This is a genomic window from Pseudomonas sp. SCB32 (assembly GCF_009189165.1).
Taxonomy (GTDB): Bacteria; Pseudomonadota; Gammaproteobacteria; order Pseudomonadales; family Pseudomonadaceae; genus Pseudomonas.
The window spans coordinates 5,963,595-5,978,169 of sequence record NZ_CP045118.1 but is presented as its reverse complement, the minus strand read 5'-3'; the positions used below and the strand labels follow the sequence as shown (position 1 = coordinate 5,978,169).

The 14,575-nt window shown below is 65.5% G+C and carries 17 protein-coding genes and 1 pseudogene; 8 read left to right on the top strand and 10 right to left on the bottom strand.

From position 1 onward, the window contains the following. The first annotated feature begins 74 nt into the window (after positions 1–74). Together GA645_RS27225 and GA645_RS27220 are read left to right on the top strand one after the other, a co-directional pair. Complete coding sequence (locus GA645_RS27225) at positions 75–1,133, top strand: haloacid dehalogenase-like hydrolase (RefSeq protein WP_152227290.1); 1,059 nt, start codon at positions 75–77, stop codon at positions 1,131–1,133. Between the two features lie 724 nt (positions 1,134–1,857). Next, on the top strand, positions 1,858–2,334 hold the full coding sequence (locus GA645_RS27220) for a Bro-N domain-containing protein (protein WP_152227288.1): 477 nt from the start codon (positions 1,858–1,860) through the stop codon (positions 2,332–2,334). Between the two features lie 165 nt (positions 2,335–2,499). Here GA645_RS27220 and GA645_RS27215 read toward each other — a convergent pair whose 3' ends face one another. Next, on the bottom strand, positions 2,500–3,303 hold the full coding sequence (locus GA645_RS27215; RefSeq protein ID WP_152227286.1) for a TlpA disulfide reductase family protein: 804 nt from the start codon (positions 3,301–3,303) through the stop codon (positions 2,500–2,502). A 99-nt stretch (positions 3,304–3,402) separates the two neighbouring features. Continuing rightward, positions 3,403–4,851, bottom strand: coding sequence for a PLP-dependent aminotransferase family protein (locus tag GA645_RS27210; protein ID WP_152227284.1), 1,449 nt, complete (start codon positions 4,849–4,851; stop codon positions 3,403–3,405). A gap of 186 nt (positions 4,852–5,037) precedes the next feature. Between GA645_RS27210 and GA645_RS27205 the strand changes: the two genes are divergently transcribed. Continuing rightward, a complete protein-coding gene (locus GA645_RS27205; protein ID WP_152227283.1) occupies positions 5,038–5,268 on the top strand; it encodes a DUF1127 domain-containing protein in 231 nt (76 codons plus the stop codon). Positions 5,269–5,296: 28 nt separating this feature from the next. After that, on the top strand, positions 5,297–5,785 hold the full coding sequence (locus GA645_RS27200; protein ID WP_152227281.1) for a RidA family protein: 489 nt from the start codon (positions 5,297–5,299) through the stop codon (positions 5,783–5,785). On the opposite strand, the gene GA645_RS27195 is transcribed toward GA645_RS27200, so the two are convergent. Together GA645_RS27195 and GA645_RS27190 are read right to left on the bottom strand one after the other, a co-directional pair. Next, on the bottom strand, positions 5,782–7,272 hold the full coding sequence (locus GA645_RS27195) for a YifB family Mg chelatase-like AAA ATPase (RefSeq protein ID WP_152227279.1): 1,491 nt from the start codon (positions 7,270–7,272) through the stop codon (positions 5,782–5,784). The genes GA645_RS27200 and GA645_RS27195 overlap by 4 nt on opposite strands. Before the next feature lie 52 nt (positions 7,273–7,324). Further along, complete coding sequence (locus GA645_RS27190) at positions 7,325–7,600, bottom strand: accessory factor UbiK family protein (RefSeq protein ID WP_152227277.1); 276 nt, start codon at positions 7,598–7,600, stop codon at positions 7,325–7,327. A 414-nt stretch (positions 7,601–8,014) separates the two neighbouring features. Here GA645_RS27190 and glnK point away from each other — a divergent pair, with 414 nt between their 5' ends. The 4 genes from glnK to sutA all read left to right on the top strand — a co-directional run bounded on the left by glnK (position 8,015) and on the right by sutA (position 10,671). After that, entirely contained in the window at positions 8,015–8,353 is a 339-nt protein-coding gene (gene glnK, locus GA645_RS27185) for a P-II family nitrogen regulator (RefSeq protein ID WP_003457590.1), read from the top strand. Between the two features lie 40 nt (positions 8,354–8,393). Continuing rightward, the gene (locus tag GA645_RS27180; protein ID WP_152227275.1) at positions 8,394–9,728 is read left to right on the top strand and encodes an ammonium transporter; all 1,335 of its coding nucleotides are present in this window, start codon (positions 8,394–8,396) and stop codon (positions 9,726–9,728) included. 106 nt (positions 9,729–9,834) lie between these two features. Further along, a complete protein-coding gene (locus GA645_RS27175) occupies positions 9,835–10,260 on the top strand; it encodes a secondary thiamine-phosphate synthase enzyme YjbQ (RefSeq protein WP_152227273.1) in 426 nt (141 codons plus the stop codon). Between the two features lie 78 nt (positions 10,261–10,338). After that, positions 10,339–10,671, top strand: coding sequence for a transcriptional regulator SutA (gene sutA, locus GA645_RS27170; protein WP_152227271.1), 333 nt, complete (start codon positions 10,339–10,341; stop codon positions 10,669–10,671). Positions 10,672–10,873: 202 nt separating this feature from the next. Here the strand turns inward: sutA and GA645_RS27165 are convergent, their stop codons facing one another. The 6 genes and pseudogenes from GA645_RS27165 to GA645_RS27140 all read right to left on the bottom strand — a co-directional run bounded on the left by GA645_RS27165 (position 10,874) and on the right by GA645_RS27140 (position 14,564). Beyond that, complete coding sequence (locus GA645_RS27165; protein ID WP_152227269.1) at positions 10,874–11,566, bottom strand: HAD family hydrolase; 693 nt, start codon at positions 11,564–11,566, stop codon at positions 10,874–10,876. Beyond that, positions 11,563–12,450 (bottom strand): tyrosine recombinase XerC, encoded by an 888-nt coding sequence (gene xerC / locus GA645_RS27160; RefSeq protein ID WP_152228337.1) that lies wholly within the window; start codon positions 12,448–12,450, stop codon positions 11,563–11,565. The genes GA645_RS27165 and xerC overlap by 4 nt, the downstream gene beginning before the upstream one ends. 93 nt (positions 12,451–12,543) lie before the next feature. Continuing rightward, the gene (locus GA645_RS27155; protein ID WP_152227267.1) at positions 12,544–13,245 is read right to left on the bottom strand and encodes a DUF484 family protein; all 702 of its coding nucleotides are present in this window, start codon (positions 13,243–13,245) and stop codon (positions 12,544–12,546) included. 11 nt (positions 13,246–13,256) lie between these two features. After that, positions 13,257–14,087 carry a diaminopimelate epimerase gene (gene dapF / locus GA645_RS27150; protein ID WP_152227265.1) on the bottom strand — a complete coding sequence of 277 codons (831 nt, stop codon included), beginning with the start codon at positions 14,085–14,087 and terminating at the stop codon, positions 13,257–13,259. A 13-nt stretch (positions 14,088–14,100) separates the two neighbouring features. Continuing rightward, a pseudogene (locus tag GA645_RS28880) lies at positions 14,101–14,331 on the bottom strand (diaminopimelate decarboxylase); the annotation flags it as partial. Between the two features lie 92 nt (positions 14,332–14,423). Then, positions 14,424–14,564 carry a lipoprotein gene (locus GA645_RS27140; RefSeq protein ID WP_152227261.1) on the bottom strand — a complete coding sequence of 47 codons (141 nt, stop codon included), beginning with the start codon at positions 14,562–14,564 and terminating at the stop codon, positions 14,424–14,426. Between the last annotated feature and the right edge of the window lie 11 nt (positions 14,565–14,575).

The following is a 14,575-nucleotide window of genomic DNA, read 5'->3' as shown; positions in this document are numbered from 1 at the left end:
TTTGGTGGACTAGTCCAGGGAGAGGCCCGCAGCGGGCTTTTTCCAACCCAAAAAGACCACCTCGGGGGAACCCCATGAAGCCCATGCGTACTCTGCTCGCCAGCCTGCTTCTCGCCAGCACCGCCGTTGCCGCCACCGCTAATGCCGCCACTGAGCTCAAGCACTGGCCGGAACCGGCCGCGAAACAGCTCGACGCCCTGATCGCCGCCAACGCCAACAAGGGCGCCTTCGCGGTCTTCGACATGGACAACACCAGCTACCGCTACGACCTGGAAGAGTCGCTGCTGCCCTTCCTGGAAATGAAGGGCGTGCTGACCCGCGAGAAGCTCGACCCCTCGCTCAAGCTGATTCCGTTCAAGGACGTGAACGGCCACAAGGAGAGCCTCAACAGCTACTACTACCGGCTCTGCGAAGTGGACGACATGGTCTGCTACCCCTGGGTCGCCCAGGTGTTCTCCGGCTTCACACTCAACGAACTCAAGGGCTACGTCGACGAGCTGATGGCCTACGGCAAGCCGGTGCCCAGCACCTACTACGAAGGCGATGAGGTCAAGACCATCGAGATCAACCCGCCGAAGGTCTACACCGGCCAGGCCGAGCTGTACAACAAGCTGATGGAGAACGGCATCGAGGTCTACGTGATGACCGCCGCCCACGAGGAACTGGTGCGCATGGTCGCCAGCGATCCGAAGTATGGCTACAACGTGAAGCCGCAGAACGTCATCGGCGTCAGCACCCTGCTGAAGGATCGCAAGAGCGGCGAGCTGACCACCGCACGCAAGCAGATCACCGCCGGCAAGTACGATCCCAAGGCCAACATGGACATGGAAGTCACCCCCTACCTGTGGACCCCGGCGATCTGGATGGCCGGCAAGCAGGCGGGCATCCTCACCTACATCGACCAGTTCAAGCGCCCGATCCTGGTTGCCGGTGACACCCCCAGCAGCGACGGCTACATGCTGTTCAACGGCACTGCCGAGAACGGCATCCACCTGTGGGTCAACCGCAAGCCCAAGTACATGGACCAGCTCAACGGCATGATCAAGAAGAACGCCGAGACCCAGGCCAAGCTGGGCCAGACGGTCACCGCCGACAAGAACTGGGTGATCGTGAAGCCTGAAGAGATCCAGTAACACTAGGCCGCGTACGTAGGATGGCGTAGAGCGGAGCGAAACCCGTCGATGCCGTGCATCGACAGCATGGGTATCGCTTCGCTCCACCCATCCTACGAACTGGGTGATCGTGAAGCCTGAAGAGATCCAGTAACACTAGGCCGCGTACGTAGGATGGCGTAGAGCGGAGCGAAACCCATCGATACCGTGCACCGACAGCATGGGTATCGCTTCGCTCCACCCATCCTACGAACGACCCCAGCACACCACAGGCGACGGGCAGAATCCTGTAGGACTGGCCCAGTCCTTGCTCGCGAACATTCCCAGGTCCCAATTCCTCAGAACGGCACCGTCGAAAGGACTTTCCCCCGAATTTCCCGACAGCCTCTCAGTTCCCGAAAGTCGTCCGACAGGTCCGAGGTTTTGGCGGCGGAGAGCTTGGGAACGCCCCTACACTCCCGCGGCATTGCGGTCCTACAAGGCCACTGCTTAGCGTTTCGCCTGCCACAGCGTCATCGTGGCCGGGCGTGGAAACCCGTGCAGTGTTGTTGTCGCTGTAAGCAGTGGCGGTCCGGCACCTCTTCGGTGCCGGGTTCGCTTTGCTGTCTATGGCGGGCCGTGTGAGGCGGGCTTCGGTCCGGCCGGCTTTGTGACAACATTGCGCTGGTTTCCACCCTTGCACGGTCCGCCTCCCTCTTTCGGATGTTTCGGGCGGCGGCTTCTTGAACGTACAAGGAGCTACAGCATGGACAACTCGCTTTCCCCGACCGACGACGGCCTGATCCCCACCGGCTTCACCCGCCACAACCACCGGCTGCGCGCGCTGCTGATCGAACAGCAGGCGTGGTTCATCGCCCGCGACCTGGGCAAGCTGCTCAGTCGCCCGGTCCCTCCCCAGATCATCGCCCAACTCGACAGCGACCAGCGCCGCCACGAACGTCTGGCCGGTATGCAGGACCCGGAGCTGCTGATCAGCGAAAGCGGCCTTTATGCACTACTGCTGATCTATTGCTATCACCCGGAAAACCGCAGCCTGCGCCAGTGGCTGACCCACGACGTGCTGCCGGTGCTGCGCGATTCACCCAACCACGACCTGCGCCTGCCGCGCCGGCGCATGGAGCAGTTGCTGGGGCAGTCGCTGTCGGTGCTGGACTGGCAAGGCAAGCTGTGGGTGCGCTGGGGAGATGCCGTGCGCCTGATGGAGGACAGCCTCCACACCTGATCCCGGGCAGGGGCTTCACCTGGACGTAGGGCGTACAACCGTTCGCGGTTGTACGCCGATACACCTGAACCATTGGCCGTTCCGAGGCTGACCTCGGAGTGCCCTGAAACCGCGGATGAACGGCGGATAACGTCGAACGTTATCCGCCCTGCGGGAATGGTTGGATCAGTCCTTGATCCGCCCCAAGCCGTATTCCAGGCTGGCGGCGGAAAGCTCGCCCATCTGGCTGTGCTTCAGGCGGCCCTGGGCGTCGTAGAACAGTGTGGTGGGCATGCCATAGGAGCCGGTGGCCTGGCCCAGGCGATTGCCACTGTCGAGCAGCACCGCCGCTTCGCTCAGGCCCTGGTCGCGGAGGAAACGCTGCACCGCCTCGGCGGACTCACCCTGGTTGACCAGCAGGAAGCGCACATCGCTGCGTTGCTGCTGGGCGGCCTCCAGCACCGACATCTCGCGCCGGCACGGCGGGCACCAGCTGGCCCAGAGATTGACCACCAGTGGCCGGCCATCCAGCGCGCGCAGGTCGATCGGCTGGCCGTGCAGGTCCATCACGGTCAGGGCGGGAATCTGCTGGCTGCGGTCCAGCGCCGAGACCACCGCGCTGCTGCCTCCCCAGACACAGGCACCGACCACCGCGGCCACTGCCAGCGGCCGCCGCAGCGCCACCTTGCGCCAGGCCAGCAGGCCGCCGATCAGCAGCGCCGCGAGGATGCCCGGCAGGGCGAGGAAGCCACCATCGCGGATATCCACGATGCTCAGCGGCGTCGCCCCGTACTGCTCGGCATAGCGGGCGACGAAGGCCAGCCGCGCCACCAGCAGGCCGCCGAGGAACATGCCGAACAGCGCGCCTTCGGGATTGGCGCCGCGCTTGCGACCGGCCAGCCAGCCGGCGAAGAGCGCGGCGAAGAAGCCGAGGTAGAGCAGCACATGAGGCAGGGGAATGGCCAGGGAGCCGAGGGTGAGACTGGTCAACACGAGTCGCCTTGAATCGAGAGTGCCTTGCGGAAGCCATGGAAGGTACAGCAGCCCGACGCCGCTCGGCAGCGCCAGGCTGTGGATAAATGTTTCCCGTCAGGCTGGCAGCAGCTCCTCGTCCTGCGCGCGGCGCTCTGCGGTCAGGCGCGTGGCGCAGGCGCCGACCTTGCGCACGGCGTCCTCGATGCGCGCCAGGTCGCGGCTGGAATAGTTCATCCGGATGCAATTGCGGTACTTGCCCGAGGCGGAAAAGATGTTGCCCGCCGCCACCTGTACGCTGTCGCGGCGCAGCTCCTGGTTGAGCCGCACGCTGTCGAACTGCTCGTCCATCTCCACCCAGAGCATGAAGCCGCCGCGCGGCCGGCTGGCCAGGGTGCCTTCGGGGAAGTAGCGGCCGATCCATTCGGTCATCAGGTCGCGGTGGCGTTGGTACTGCGCGCGCATGCGGCGAATGTGCGGCTCGTAGTGGCCGCCGCCGACGAACTCGGCCAGGGCCATCTGCGGCTGCGGCGCGCACGTGCCGCTGGCGATGTACTTGAAGTGCAGGATGCGGTCCAGGTAACGCCCCGGTACCACCCAGCCGGTGCGCAGGCCGGGCGCCACGGTCTTGGAGAAGGAACTGGCCAGCAGCACGCGGTCATCGGCATCGAAGGACTTGATGCTGCGCGGTCGTGGGAAGGCATAGGCCAGCTCGCCGTAGACGTCATCTTCGAGGATCGGCACGTCATAGCGCGCCGCCAGGCACAACAGGGCGCGCTTGCGGGCGTCGGGCATGATGTAGCCCAGCGGGTTGTTGCAGTTGGGGGTGAGCAGGATCAGCTTCACCGGCCACTGCTCCATGGCCAGCTCCAGTGCTTCCAGGCTGACGCCGTTGATCGGGTCGGTGGGGATTTCCAGCGCCTTGAGCCCATAGGCCTTGAGCGCCTGCATGGCGCCGTGGAAGCTCGGCGAGTCGATGGCCACGATGTCCCCCGGCTGGCAGATGGCGCGCAGGGTGATCGCCAGCGCTTCCTGGCAACCGGTGGTGACGACGATCTCGCTGGGCGGTACCTGGCAGCCGGAGTCGAGCATCAGCCGGGCGATCTGTTCGCGCAGATCCAGCGAGCCCTGGATGCCTTCGTAGCCGAGGCTGTGCATATCGGTGCGCCGGGCGGCGTGGACCATCGCGCGTTGCAGTGGCTTGAGCGAGGGGCTGGTGACGTCCGGCGTGCCGCGCCCGAGCTGGACGAAATCGTTGCCCGGCGCGCGTCGCACCTGCTCCAGCACCTGGTCCCACTGCGAAACATCCACTGGCCGTTGCGCCGGACGGGTCATCGCCGGCAGCGCCGGCAGATGACGGCGTTCGGGCACGAAATAGCCGGACTTCGGCCGGGGTTCCACCAGTCCCGAGTCTTCCAGCACGCGGTAGGCCTGCTGCACCGTGCTGATGCTGACGCCGTGCTCCTCGCTCAGCGCGCGCACCGAGGGCAGACGGTCGCCGGGGCGGTACAGCCCCTGCTCGATGCGTTCGCCAAGGGTGGTGGCGAGCTGCGCATAGCGCTTCATGACAGATCTCCCGAGCTGCACGTGGCTGGTAATAAGCAGTACAGATCGAACAAAAATACGCCATTCAGAGGCTTTTCGCGCCTCTCTGTATGGAGAAAATTCAAGGGTGTTGAATCTGTAATGCTTTTTGCCGATTCGTCAGGCTATCCCCACATCCGGTGATCCCGAGAGAGGAGGAGCGACGACATGACCGGCATGAGCGATGTACGCCTGACCCTGTATCAACAGGAGCTGCTGGGCCTTCCCGAACCCCGTGTGATTCCGAGTGGCCCGCAGGAAAGCCGCTGGCAGCAGTTCTGGCGCCGACTGCGCACCCGCAAGCAATTGCTGGAGCTCTCCGACGAACAACTGCGCGATATCGGCGTCAGCCGAGAGCAGGCGCGGCTGGAGGCGATGCGGCCGTTCTGGCGCTGCTGACCAGAAGCTGACCATTCAGGGAGTACTTATGAGCGAGACGCGTGCTGCTGTGTTCGAACGGATCGCCGGCGAACTCGGCTACGACTTCAGCGGTGAAATGAAGATCGGTGGGAACTACGTGCCTTTCCTCATCGAGGGAAATCAGGTGCACCTCAGTGGGCAGATTCCACGGGTGGGCAATGAGATCGTCGTTACCGGTCGGGCGGGCAGCGAGGTGTCGTTGGCCGACGCCCAGTTGGCCGCCAAGGTCTGCGTGATGCGGGCGCTGGCGCTGTTGCGGCAGGCGCTGGGCGATCTGGACCGCGTGCGCAAGGTCCTGCAGCTCAATGTGTTCGTACAGTCGGCGGAGCACTTCACGCAACAGAGCGAGGTGGCCGACGGCGCGTCGGCCGTGCTGTATGAGGTGCTGGGCGCGGCCGGCGTGCACACGCGCACTTCGGTCGGTGTCTATCAGTTGCCGAAGAATGCGACGGTCGAGTTGAACCTCCTCGCCGTCGCGCAGGACCTGCCCGGCTAGTGCCCCGCCCGGTACTGCAGCGCTTCGGCCAGGTGGGGGCGGGCGATGCTCTCCGCCTGCTGCAGGTCGGCCAGGGTGCGCGCCACCTTGAGAATCCGGTGCAGGGCGCGCAACGAAAGGTTCAGGCGCTCGCCGGCTTTTTCCAGCCATGCCTGGTCTTCCGGGCTCAATGCACAATGTTGGTGCATCTTCTTCAGGTCGAGGAAAGCATTTGCGCAGCCCTGTCGGTCCAGCTGGCGCTGGCGCGCGGCGGCGACCTGCACGGCCAGCTCGGCACTGCTGGTGCTGGGGCCGCTGGGGGCGAGGCTGGTGCTCTCGCGGCTGACAGTCAGGTGCAGGTCGATGCGGTCCAGTAGCGGCCCGGAGAGCTTGGCGCGATAGCGCTGGATCTGTTCCGGCGTGCAGCGGCAGCGGCCGCTGGGGTCGCCGAGATAGCCGCACGGGCAGGGGTTCATCGCCGCCACCAGCTGGAAGCGAGCCGGGAAGCGCACGCGGCCGTTGGCGCGGGAGATGACAATTTCGCCACCTTCCAAGGGTTCTCTCAGCACCTCAAGCACCTTGCGATCGAACTCCGGAAGCTCATCCAGGAAAAGCACCCCTTCATGGGCCAGCGTGATCTCACCCGGCTGTGGGCGACTGCCGCCGCCGACCAGCGCGGGTGCCGACGCCGTATGGTGCGGCTGGCGGAAGGGGCGTTGCGGCCAGTGGGTCAAGGGGCCGCGTCCGGCGACGGAATGGATTGCCGCCACCTGCAAGGCTTCGTCTTCATCCAGTGGCGGCATCAGGCCGGGCAGGCGGCTGGCCAGGAGTGTCTTGCCGGTGCCGGGCGGGCCGCTGAGCAGGAGGTTGTGCGCCCCGGCGGCGGCCACCAATAGGGCGCGCTTGGCAGCCGTCTGGCCCTGCACTTCGGCAAGATCGGGGTAGGGCGGCGTGCTGCGCAGCAGGCCGTTCGCCTCGTAGGGACGCAGGCGCTCCTGGCCGCTGAAGTGCGCGGCCAGTTCCAGCAGATGGCCGACCGCATAGACGGTCAGCCCGCTGGCGAGGCTGGCTTCCTCGGCATTCTCCTTCGGCACCACCAGCGCCCGCCCGGCGGCGCGGGCGGCCAGTGCGGCGGGCAATACGCCAGGCACCGGGCGCAGGGTGCCGGACAGCGCCAGTTCACCCAGGCATTCCAGATCATCCAGGCCGCTGGCATCGGCGAGTTGCCCGCTGGCGGCGAGGATGCCCAGGGCAATGGCCAGGTCGAAGCGCCCGCCGTCCTTCGGCAGGTCGGCCGGGGCGAGATTCAGGGTGATGCGACGGGCGGGGAAGTCGAAGCCGGCATTGAGCAGGGCGCTGCGGACGCGGTCCTTGCTCTCCTTCACGGCGCCTTCGGGCAGGCCGACCAGGGTCAGCGACGGCAGGCCGTTGGCCAGATGCGCCTCGACGGTGACACCGGGTGCTTCTACACCGACCTGGGCACGGCTGTGGACGACGGCGAGGGACATGGATCACTCCTTGATCGCATGCCGCCCCGCCGGTGGAGCTTCCCTGCCTGTTTTACTCGGCTGGGGCGGCGTCGGCGGGCGGCGAGAGCCTGGCTTCCATTTCCGCGACCTTGGCTTCCAGGGCCTCGAGGCGTGCGCGGGTGCGGGCGAGCACCACCATCTGGCTGTCGAACTCGTCACGGCTGACCAGGTCGAGCTTGCTGAAGGCGCTCTGCATCAGAACCTTGAACTGGGCTTCCAGCTCGGCCTTCGGCAAGGGCGATTCGCCGCCGAACAGGCGTCCGGCTTGTTGGCTGATGGCATCGAGGAAGGCTTTGGGCGGCAGCATGGTTCATGGGTTCCGGATTGAATCAGAGCGCAGTCTATCACGCAGCCGGTGGCGGCTGCGGCGTGCGGGGTTGCACGCTTTTTGAGCAGTGTGTCCGCTCACCGTGCATGTTTTCGGTGCGCCACAAGGGCGCTGGCGAATCGCCAGAAAGCCGCATTTCGGACCAAGTGCCTGATGTCTCGGGCATTTCCGGGAACTGGCAAGCTTCATGCTTTGGGGCAGATATGGCGTGCACCGATGCAGTTCCGGTGCAGCAGGCGAAGCGGTGGATCGCAACGCATCAAGCGGCTGGATAAGAGTCGGAGTGCTGAGGTAGGGCGGCCGGCGCATTACAAAAGCCAGACACTGCGCTTAGACTTGTCTCCGGGTTCGTTCTTCCTGGGGCGGGTCCACCAAAACACGGGAGAGAGTTACATGAAGCTAGTCACAGCCATCATCAAGCCGTTCAAGCTGGACGACGTTCGTGAGTCGCTGTCCGAGATCGGCGTGCAGGGCATCACTGTGACCGAAGTCAAGGGCTTCGGCCGGCAGAAGGGCCACACCGAGCTGTACCGTGGCGCGGAATACGTCGTCGATTTCCTGCCTAAGGTGAAGATCGACGTCGCCATCGCCGATGACCAACTGGATCGTGTTATCGAAGCCATCACCAAGGCCGCCAACACCGGGAAGATCGGTGACGGCAAGATCTTTGTCGTAAATCTGGAACAGGCCATTCGTATCCGTACCGGCGAAACCGGCACCGACGCGATCTAAGCCAAGCCCACACCGAACCCCACGCCCCAGGAGAAACACAATGACTCTGCGCAGATACGCAGGGCTAGGCGCCCTATTGCCTCTCGCAATGCCCGGACTGGCCCTGGCCGATGAGGCCGCGGCCCCCGTCCTGAACAGCGGTGACACCGCCTGGATGCTGATTTCCAGCGCGCTCGTGCTGCTGATGACCATCCCTGGCCTGGCGCTGTTCTACGGCGGCATGGTGCGCGCCAAGAACGTGCTGTCGATCATGATGCAGTGCTTCGCGATCACCGCGCTGGTCAGCATCCTCTGGGTCGTCTATGGCTACAGCCTGGCCTTCGACACCGTGGGCATGGCAAAGGGCGTGACCAACTTCGCTTCTTTCGTCGGCGGCCTGGACAAGGCGTTCCTCGCCGGCCTGACCAGCAACGGCCTGACCTCCGCCACCGCGCTGTTCCCCGAAAGCGTGTTCGTGATGTTCCAGATGACCTTCGCGATCATCACCCCGGCGCTGATCGTCGGCGCCTTCGCCGAGCGCATGAAATTCTCCGCCCTGCTGATCTTCACCGCGCTGTGGTTCACCCTGGTCTACGCGCCGATCGCCCACATGGTCTGGAGTGGTGACGGCGGCCTGCTGTGGGACTGGGGCGTACTGGACTTTGCCGGTGGCACCGTGGTGCACATCAACGCCGGTGTGGCGGGCTTGGTTGCCGCGCTGGTGATGGGCAAGCGCAAGGGCTACCCGAATGCCGCCATGGCGCCGCACAACCTGGGCTACACCCTGATCGGCGCCGCCCTGCTGTGGGTCGGCTGGTTCGGCTTCAACGCCGGCTCCGCCGCCGCCGCCAACGGCACCGCCGGCATGGCCATGCTGGTCACCCAGATCGCCACCGCTGCCGCCGCCCTGGGCTGGATGTTCGCCGAGTGGATCACCCACGGTAAGCCGAGTGCCCTGGGCATCGCTTCCGGCGTGGTTGCCGGCCTGGTCGCCGTCACCCCGGCCGCCGGCACCTGCGGCCCGATGGGCGCCATCGTGATCGGCCTGGCCGCCGGCGTGATCTGTTTCTTCGCCGCCACCAGCCTCAAGCGCGCGGTCGGCTACGACGACTCGCTGGACGCCTTTGGTGTACACGCGGTCGGCGGTATCGTCGGCGCCCTGCTCACCGGTGTGTTCGCAGCGCCGGCCCTGGGCGGCTTCGGCACCGTCACCAACATCGGCGCCCAACTGTTCATCCAGTTCAAGGGCGTGGCCTTCACCATTGGCTACACCGCGATCGTCAGCTTCGTGATCCTCAAGGTGCTGGACCTGGTGATGGGCCTGCGCGTCACCGAGGAAGAGGAAACCATGGGTCTGGACCTCTCCCTGCACAACGAGCGCGGCTACAACCTGTAAGGGTTCGCGCAAGTTCGACGAAGGGCGCCTACGGGCGCCCTTTGTTTTTTTGAGCATCACGCTAGAATGCGCGCGCATCACCGTTCCCGACGGAGGAGGGCCCGCCATGTGGCAGCAGAAATCCATCACCCTGCGCCCTCGTTCGCGAGGTTTCCACCTGGTCACCGAGGAAGTTCTGGCCGCGTTGCCGGAACTCGCGCAGTGCCGCGTCGGTCTGCTGCACCTGCTTTTGCAGCACACCTCGGCATCGCTGACGGTGAACGAAAATGCCGATCCCTCGGTGCGCCGCGACTTCGAGCGATTCTTCAATCGCCTGGTGCCGCAGGGCGAGGGCGGTTACGAACATGATTACGAAGGCCCTGACGATTTGCCGGCGCACTTCAAGGCCAGCCTGCTGGGCTGCCAGCTGACCCTGCCGATACAGGATGGCCACTTGGCAATGGGCACCTGGCAGGGTATCTATCTCGGCGAGCACCGTGACCACGGGGGCCCGCGCAGGATAGTGGCGACCTGGCAGGGCGAGCTTGTGTGAATTTTTTCCAGCTGCGTTCGTCAAAGCGCGCAGCTGGGCTATAACTAACGTGCTTTGCAGCACCACAGAGGTTGAATAATGAGCGACGAAGAACTGGAACAGGACGAGCTGGACGGCGCCGACGAGGACGATGGCGAGGAACTCGCCGCGGCTGACGATGGCGATACCGAAGCAGACAGCGGCGATGGGGATGAAGCCCCTTCTTCCAAGGGCGGTGGCAAGAAAGCCAAGGCCTCGGTAGAGGAAGAGGAACTGCCCTCGGTCGAAGCCAAGCAGAAGGAGCGCGATGCCCTGGCCAAGGCGATGGAGGACTTCCTCACTCGCGGTGGCAAGGTGCAGGAGATCGAACCCAACGTGGTCGCCGATCCGCCCAAGAAGCCGGATAGCAAATACGGCAGCCGCCCTATCTGATATCTGACGTGACATGAAAAAGCCCCGCCACTCCCGAGAGGGAATGGCGGGGCTTTTTCATGTCTGTTTGCGCGATTTCAGCGTCTATTGGTGTTCGCGCGTCACACCCTACGGGATGTGCCGGCTCGTGCGGGTGTCCCCTGTAGGAGCGGGCCATGCCCGCGATTCGCGCGCATGGCGCGCTCCTACAAAAGCTGAAGCCTCAGAGTTTTGCCAACACCGCCGGCAGCTCCGCCAGGTTGTGAATGATCGCGCTGGGCGCTTCCTCGCCGTCCCACACCTTGCGCGCCGGATTGAACCAGATCGCCTTCATCCCCGCGCGCCGAGCCCCGGCAATGTCGTCGCTGGGATGGTCGCCAATGTGAACCGCGTGCTCCGCCGTTACGCCGCCGCGCTTGAGCGCTTCCTGGAACGGATGCGGATCGGGCTTGCCGACGCCCAGCTCTTCCGCGCACAGCGCAAACTGGAAGTAATCGGCCAGCCCCAGCCGGCGAACATCGGCATTGCCATTGGTGAGCACGCCCAGGATGAACCGATTGGCCAGCCGTTCCAGCGTCGGGTGTACCTCGGGGAACAGCGCCACCTGGTGCCGCGCGTGGAGAAAGGCCTGGAAACCGGCTTCGGCCAGCTCGCGCGCCTCGACCTGTGGATATCCGGCGTCGAGCAGCGCGTGGAGCAGGATGCGCCGACGCAGTTCGCTCAGGCGGTGCTTGAGCATCGGGTCCTGTTCCATCAGCCGCGAGCGGATCGCCCACAGGTGCTCGATGGGCACCGGGCCGAGCCGTGCGGCGTTCACCGCCAGCCATTCGCGCAGGGTGGCTTCCGCGCTGTTCATCACCGGGGTGACGTCCCACAGCGTGTCATCGAGGTCGAAGGTGACCAGACGGATACTCATTCTTCAGCTCCCGGCTCGCCGTCGTGCTTGCGGCGCGCCCGCGGGTGCGCCTGGTCATAGACCGAGGCGAGGTGTTGGAAATCCAGGTGGGTGTAGATCTGCGTGGTGGCGATGTCGGCGTGGCCGAGCAGTTCCTGTACGGCACGCAGGTCCTGCGACGACTCCAGCATGTGGCTGGCGAAGGAGTGTCGCAGCATGTGCGGGTGCAGGTGCTGGCCGAGCTCGCGCACGCCGGCCTCGCGCACCCGCAGTTGAATGGCGCGCGGCGTCAGGCGCTTGCCGCTGCGGCCGATGAATACCGCGTTGTCCTGCGGCGAGGCCAGCGCGCGCAGGGGCAGCCAGGCCGCGATGGCCTGCCGCGCCGCGCGACCCACCGGCAGCTCGCGGACCTTGTTGCCCTTGCCGTGCACGCGCACGAGACCTTCCTTGAGGTCGAGCCATTCCAGGTCGAGGCCGACCAGTTCGGACAGGCGCAGGCCGGAGGAATAGAACAGCTCCAGCACGGCCTGGTCGCGGCGGGCGATGAAGTCGTCCTCTACGCCGCCGTCGAGCAGCTGCGCGGTGCGGTCGGTGTCGAGGGTGCGCGGCAGCTTGCGCGCGCCCTTGGGTGCGGAGAGACCGTCGGCCGGGTTGTGCCGGCAGCGGCCCTCGCGGATCAGGTACTGGAACAGCCCGCGGGTAGCCGAGAGCAAGCGTGCCAGGCTGCGGCTGGCCAGGCCCTGCTGGTGCAGGCGGGCGACGAACAGGCGCAGCTCGCGCACCTGCAGCGCCGGCCAGTCGGTGATCGAGGCTTTCTCGCAGAGTGTGGCCAGGCGTGCGAGGTCGCGGCGGTAGCCATCGAGCGTGTGGACGGACACCTGGCGTTCGCTGCGCAGGTGTTCCATGTAGGCGTCGATGTCGGCTTCAAGCTTCAAGCGTCAGCTCCAAGTACAGCATGCATGCTCTTGCAGCTTACAGCGTGAGGTGTGCCGCCGCTCTTATCTGACCGACCGCAGCGGCGTGGAGAAACGCGGCAGGGTCCGCGCGAGGACTTCGGCGACATAGCCGAGGAACAGGGTGCCCAGGGAGCTCTTGTAGTGCTGCGGATCGGGGCTGCCGATCGCCAGTACGCCGTGCAGGCCCTGGAAGGTCAGCGGCACCACGGCGGCGGAGCCGACCTGCTCGCGTTCGTCTTCGCAGAACAGGAAGGCCAGCTCGTGGGGACGCAGTACGCCGCAAACGGTCTTGCCGCCCGACAGCAGGCCGCCAATCGCCTGGTGCGCCTCGGCACTGCTCACCGAGCGGCCCACCGGCAGGTTGTTGTCGCTGAACAGGATCAGGCTGACGAAGGGCACCTGGAATTCGTGACGCAGGCTGTCTTCCACGGTGCTGACGATGTCTTCCAGGCTGGTGGCGTCGAGCAGGTCGAGCACCAGCCGGCGGGTCTTGTCGAACAGCCGGTCGTTTTCGCGGGCCACGTCCATCAGCTGCGACAGTCGATGGCGCATCTCGATGTTGCGCTCGCGCAGCAGACGCACCTGGCGCTCCACCAGCGACACGGCATCGCCCGGCTGGTGCGGGATGCGCATCTCCGGGATCAGCTCGTCATGGTCGACGAAGAACTCCGGGTGCCGACGGAGATAGTCGGCAACCTGGTCGGCTTCGAGCGTAACGGTCGGTTCCTGGGTATCGGTGGTCATAAGCGTCCCGGTTATAGACGTACCTGGCCTTCGAAGACCCGCACCGCGGGCCCGGTCATCATAACGGGCTGACCCGGTCCTGCCCACTCGATGGACAACCGTCCGCCGGGAAGCTCGATCTGTACCGGCGATTGCAGCCAGCCCTGACGGATGCCGGCGACCGCCGCCGCGCAGGCGCCGGTGCCGCAGGCCAGCGTCTCGCCGACGCCGCGCTCCCAGACGCGCAGGCGCGCCTGGTTCGGGTTCACCACCTGCAGGAAGCCGATGTTGGCCTTCTGCGGGAAGCTTTCGTGGACTTCCAGTTTCGGTCCCAGGGTGCGTACCGGGGCGCTGTCCACGTCATCCACGCGCAGCACGCCGTGCGGGTTGCCCATGGAGATCGCGGCGAGCTCGAAGCGCTGGCCGTCCACTTCGACGGGGTAGCTCAGCGCCTCGGCGTCGGCCTGGAACGGCACCTGTTCGGGCGTCAGGCGCGGTGCGCCCATGTTGACCGTGACCTGGCCATCGTTGGTCAGGGTCAGTTCGATCATCCCGCCCTTGGTTTCCACGCGAATGGTCTTCTTCACCGTCAGGCGTTTGTCGACCACGAAGCGGGCGAAGCAGCGCGCGCCGTTGCCGCACTGTTCAACCTCGGTACCGTCGCAGTTGAAGATGCGGTAGCGGAAATCCGCCTCCGGTGTGCTCGGCGGCTCGACGATCAGCAGTTGATCGAAACCGACCCCGAAATTGCGGTCGCCCCACTGTTTCACGTGGCGTGGTTGCACATGGGCGTGCTGGCTGACCAGGTCCAGGACCATGAAGTCATTACCCAGCCCATGCATCTTGGTAAAGCGCAGAAGCATCGTCGTCTCGGCCTCAGTCCGGCAGCAGGCTTTCGCCGGCGAATAGCTCTTGTATCGTCTCGCGGCGACGCACTTCGTGCGCGGCCGAGCCATCCACCAGCACCTCGGCGGCGCGGCCCCGGGTGTTGTAGTTGGAACTCATCACGAAACCATAGGCGCCGGCCGAACGAACGGCCAGCAGGTCACCTTCTTCCGGGGCGGGGCTGTGCAGCCGGGCGAAGAAGTCGCCCATTGCACAGGTCGGCGTGCCGATACGCGCGGCGATCGCCGAATACGACACGGCCTCCGCGATCGGCTGCCCGTCGCGGACGTTGAAGGCGTCCATGGGAAGCGCCCTCAGAGACCGTAGCGGTCCTTGCTGTGTTCGCTCTTGGCCTTCTGGTCGTCCGGCAGGTACAGCGGGCCTTTCTGGCCACAGCCGGCCAGCGCGGCGGTCAGTACGGCCAGCGCGACGAAGGGAAGCATCAGTCGCTTCATGGCGGAATCCT

Bases quoted from the DNA above. Each gene is read 5' to 3' on its own strand.
- GA645_RS27195 (WP_152227279.1), bottom strand. From the start codon at position 7,272: ATGTCCCTCGCCGTCGTCCACAGCCGTGCCCAGGTCGGTGTAGAAGCA.
- GA645_RS27190 (WP_152227277.1), bottom strand. From the start codon at position 7,600: ATGCTGCCGCCCAAAGCCTTCCTCGATGCCATCAGCCAACAAGCCGGA.
- GA645_RS27165 (WP_152227269.1), bottom strand. From the start codon at position 11,566: ATGAGTATCCGTCTGGTCACCTTCGACCTCGATGACACGCTGTGGGAC.
- GA645_RS27220 (WP_152227288.1), top strand. From the start codon at position 1,858: ATGGACAACTCGCTTTCCCCGACCGACGACGGCCTGATCCCCACCGGC.
- GA645_RS27180 (WP_152227275.1), top strand. From the start codon at position 8,394: ATGACTCTGCGCAGATACGCAGGGCTAGGCGCCCTATTGCCTCTCGCA.
- GA645_RS27205 (WP_152227283.1), top strand. From the start codon at position 5,038: ATGACCGGCATGAGCGATGTACGCCTGACCCTGTATCAACAGGAGCTG.
- glnK (WP_003457590.1), top strand. From the start codon at position 8,015: ATGAAGCTAGTCACAGCCATCATCAAGCCGTTCAAGCTGGACGACGTT.
- GA645_RS27200 (WP_152227281.1), top strand. From the start codon at position 5,297: ATGAGCGAGACGCGTGCTGCTGTGTTCGAACGGATCGCCGGCGAACTC.
- GA645_RS27140 (WP_152227261.1), bottom strand. From the start codon at position 14,564: ATGAAGCGACTGATGCTTCCCTTCGTCGCGCTGGCCGTACTGACCGCC.
- xerC (WP_152228337.1), bottom strand. From the start codon at position 12,450: ATGGAACACCTGCGCAGCGAACGCCAGGTGTCCGTCCACACGCTCGAT.
- GA645_RS27175 (WP_152227273.1), top strand. From the start codon at position 9,835: ATGTGGCAGCAGAAATCCATCACCCTGCGCCCTCGTTCGCGAGGTTTC.
- sutA (WP_152227271.1), top strand. From the start codon at position 10,339: ATGAGCGACGAAGAACTGGAACAGGACGAGCTGGACGGCGCCGACGAG.
- GA645_RS27225 (WP_152227290.1), top strand. From the start codon at position 75: ATGAAGCCCATGCGTACTCTGCTCGCCAGCCTGCTTCTCGCCAGCACC.
- GA645_RS27155 (WP_152227267.1), bottom strand. From the start codon at position 13,245: ATGACCACCGATACCCAGGAACCGACCGTTACGCTCGAAGCCGACCAG.
- dapF (WP_152227265.1), bottom strand. From the start codon at position 14,087: ATGCTTCTGCGCTTTACCAAGATGCATGGGCTGGGTAATGACTTCATG.
- GA645_RS27210 (WP_152227284.1), bottom strand. From the start codon at position 4,851: ATGAAGCGCTATGCGCAGCTCGCCACCACCCTTGGCGAACGCATCGAG.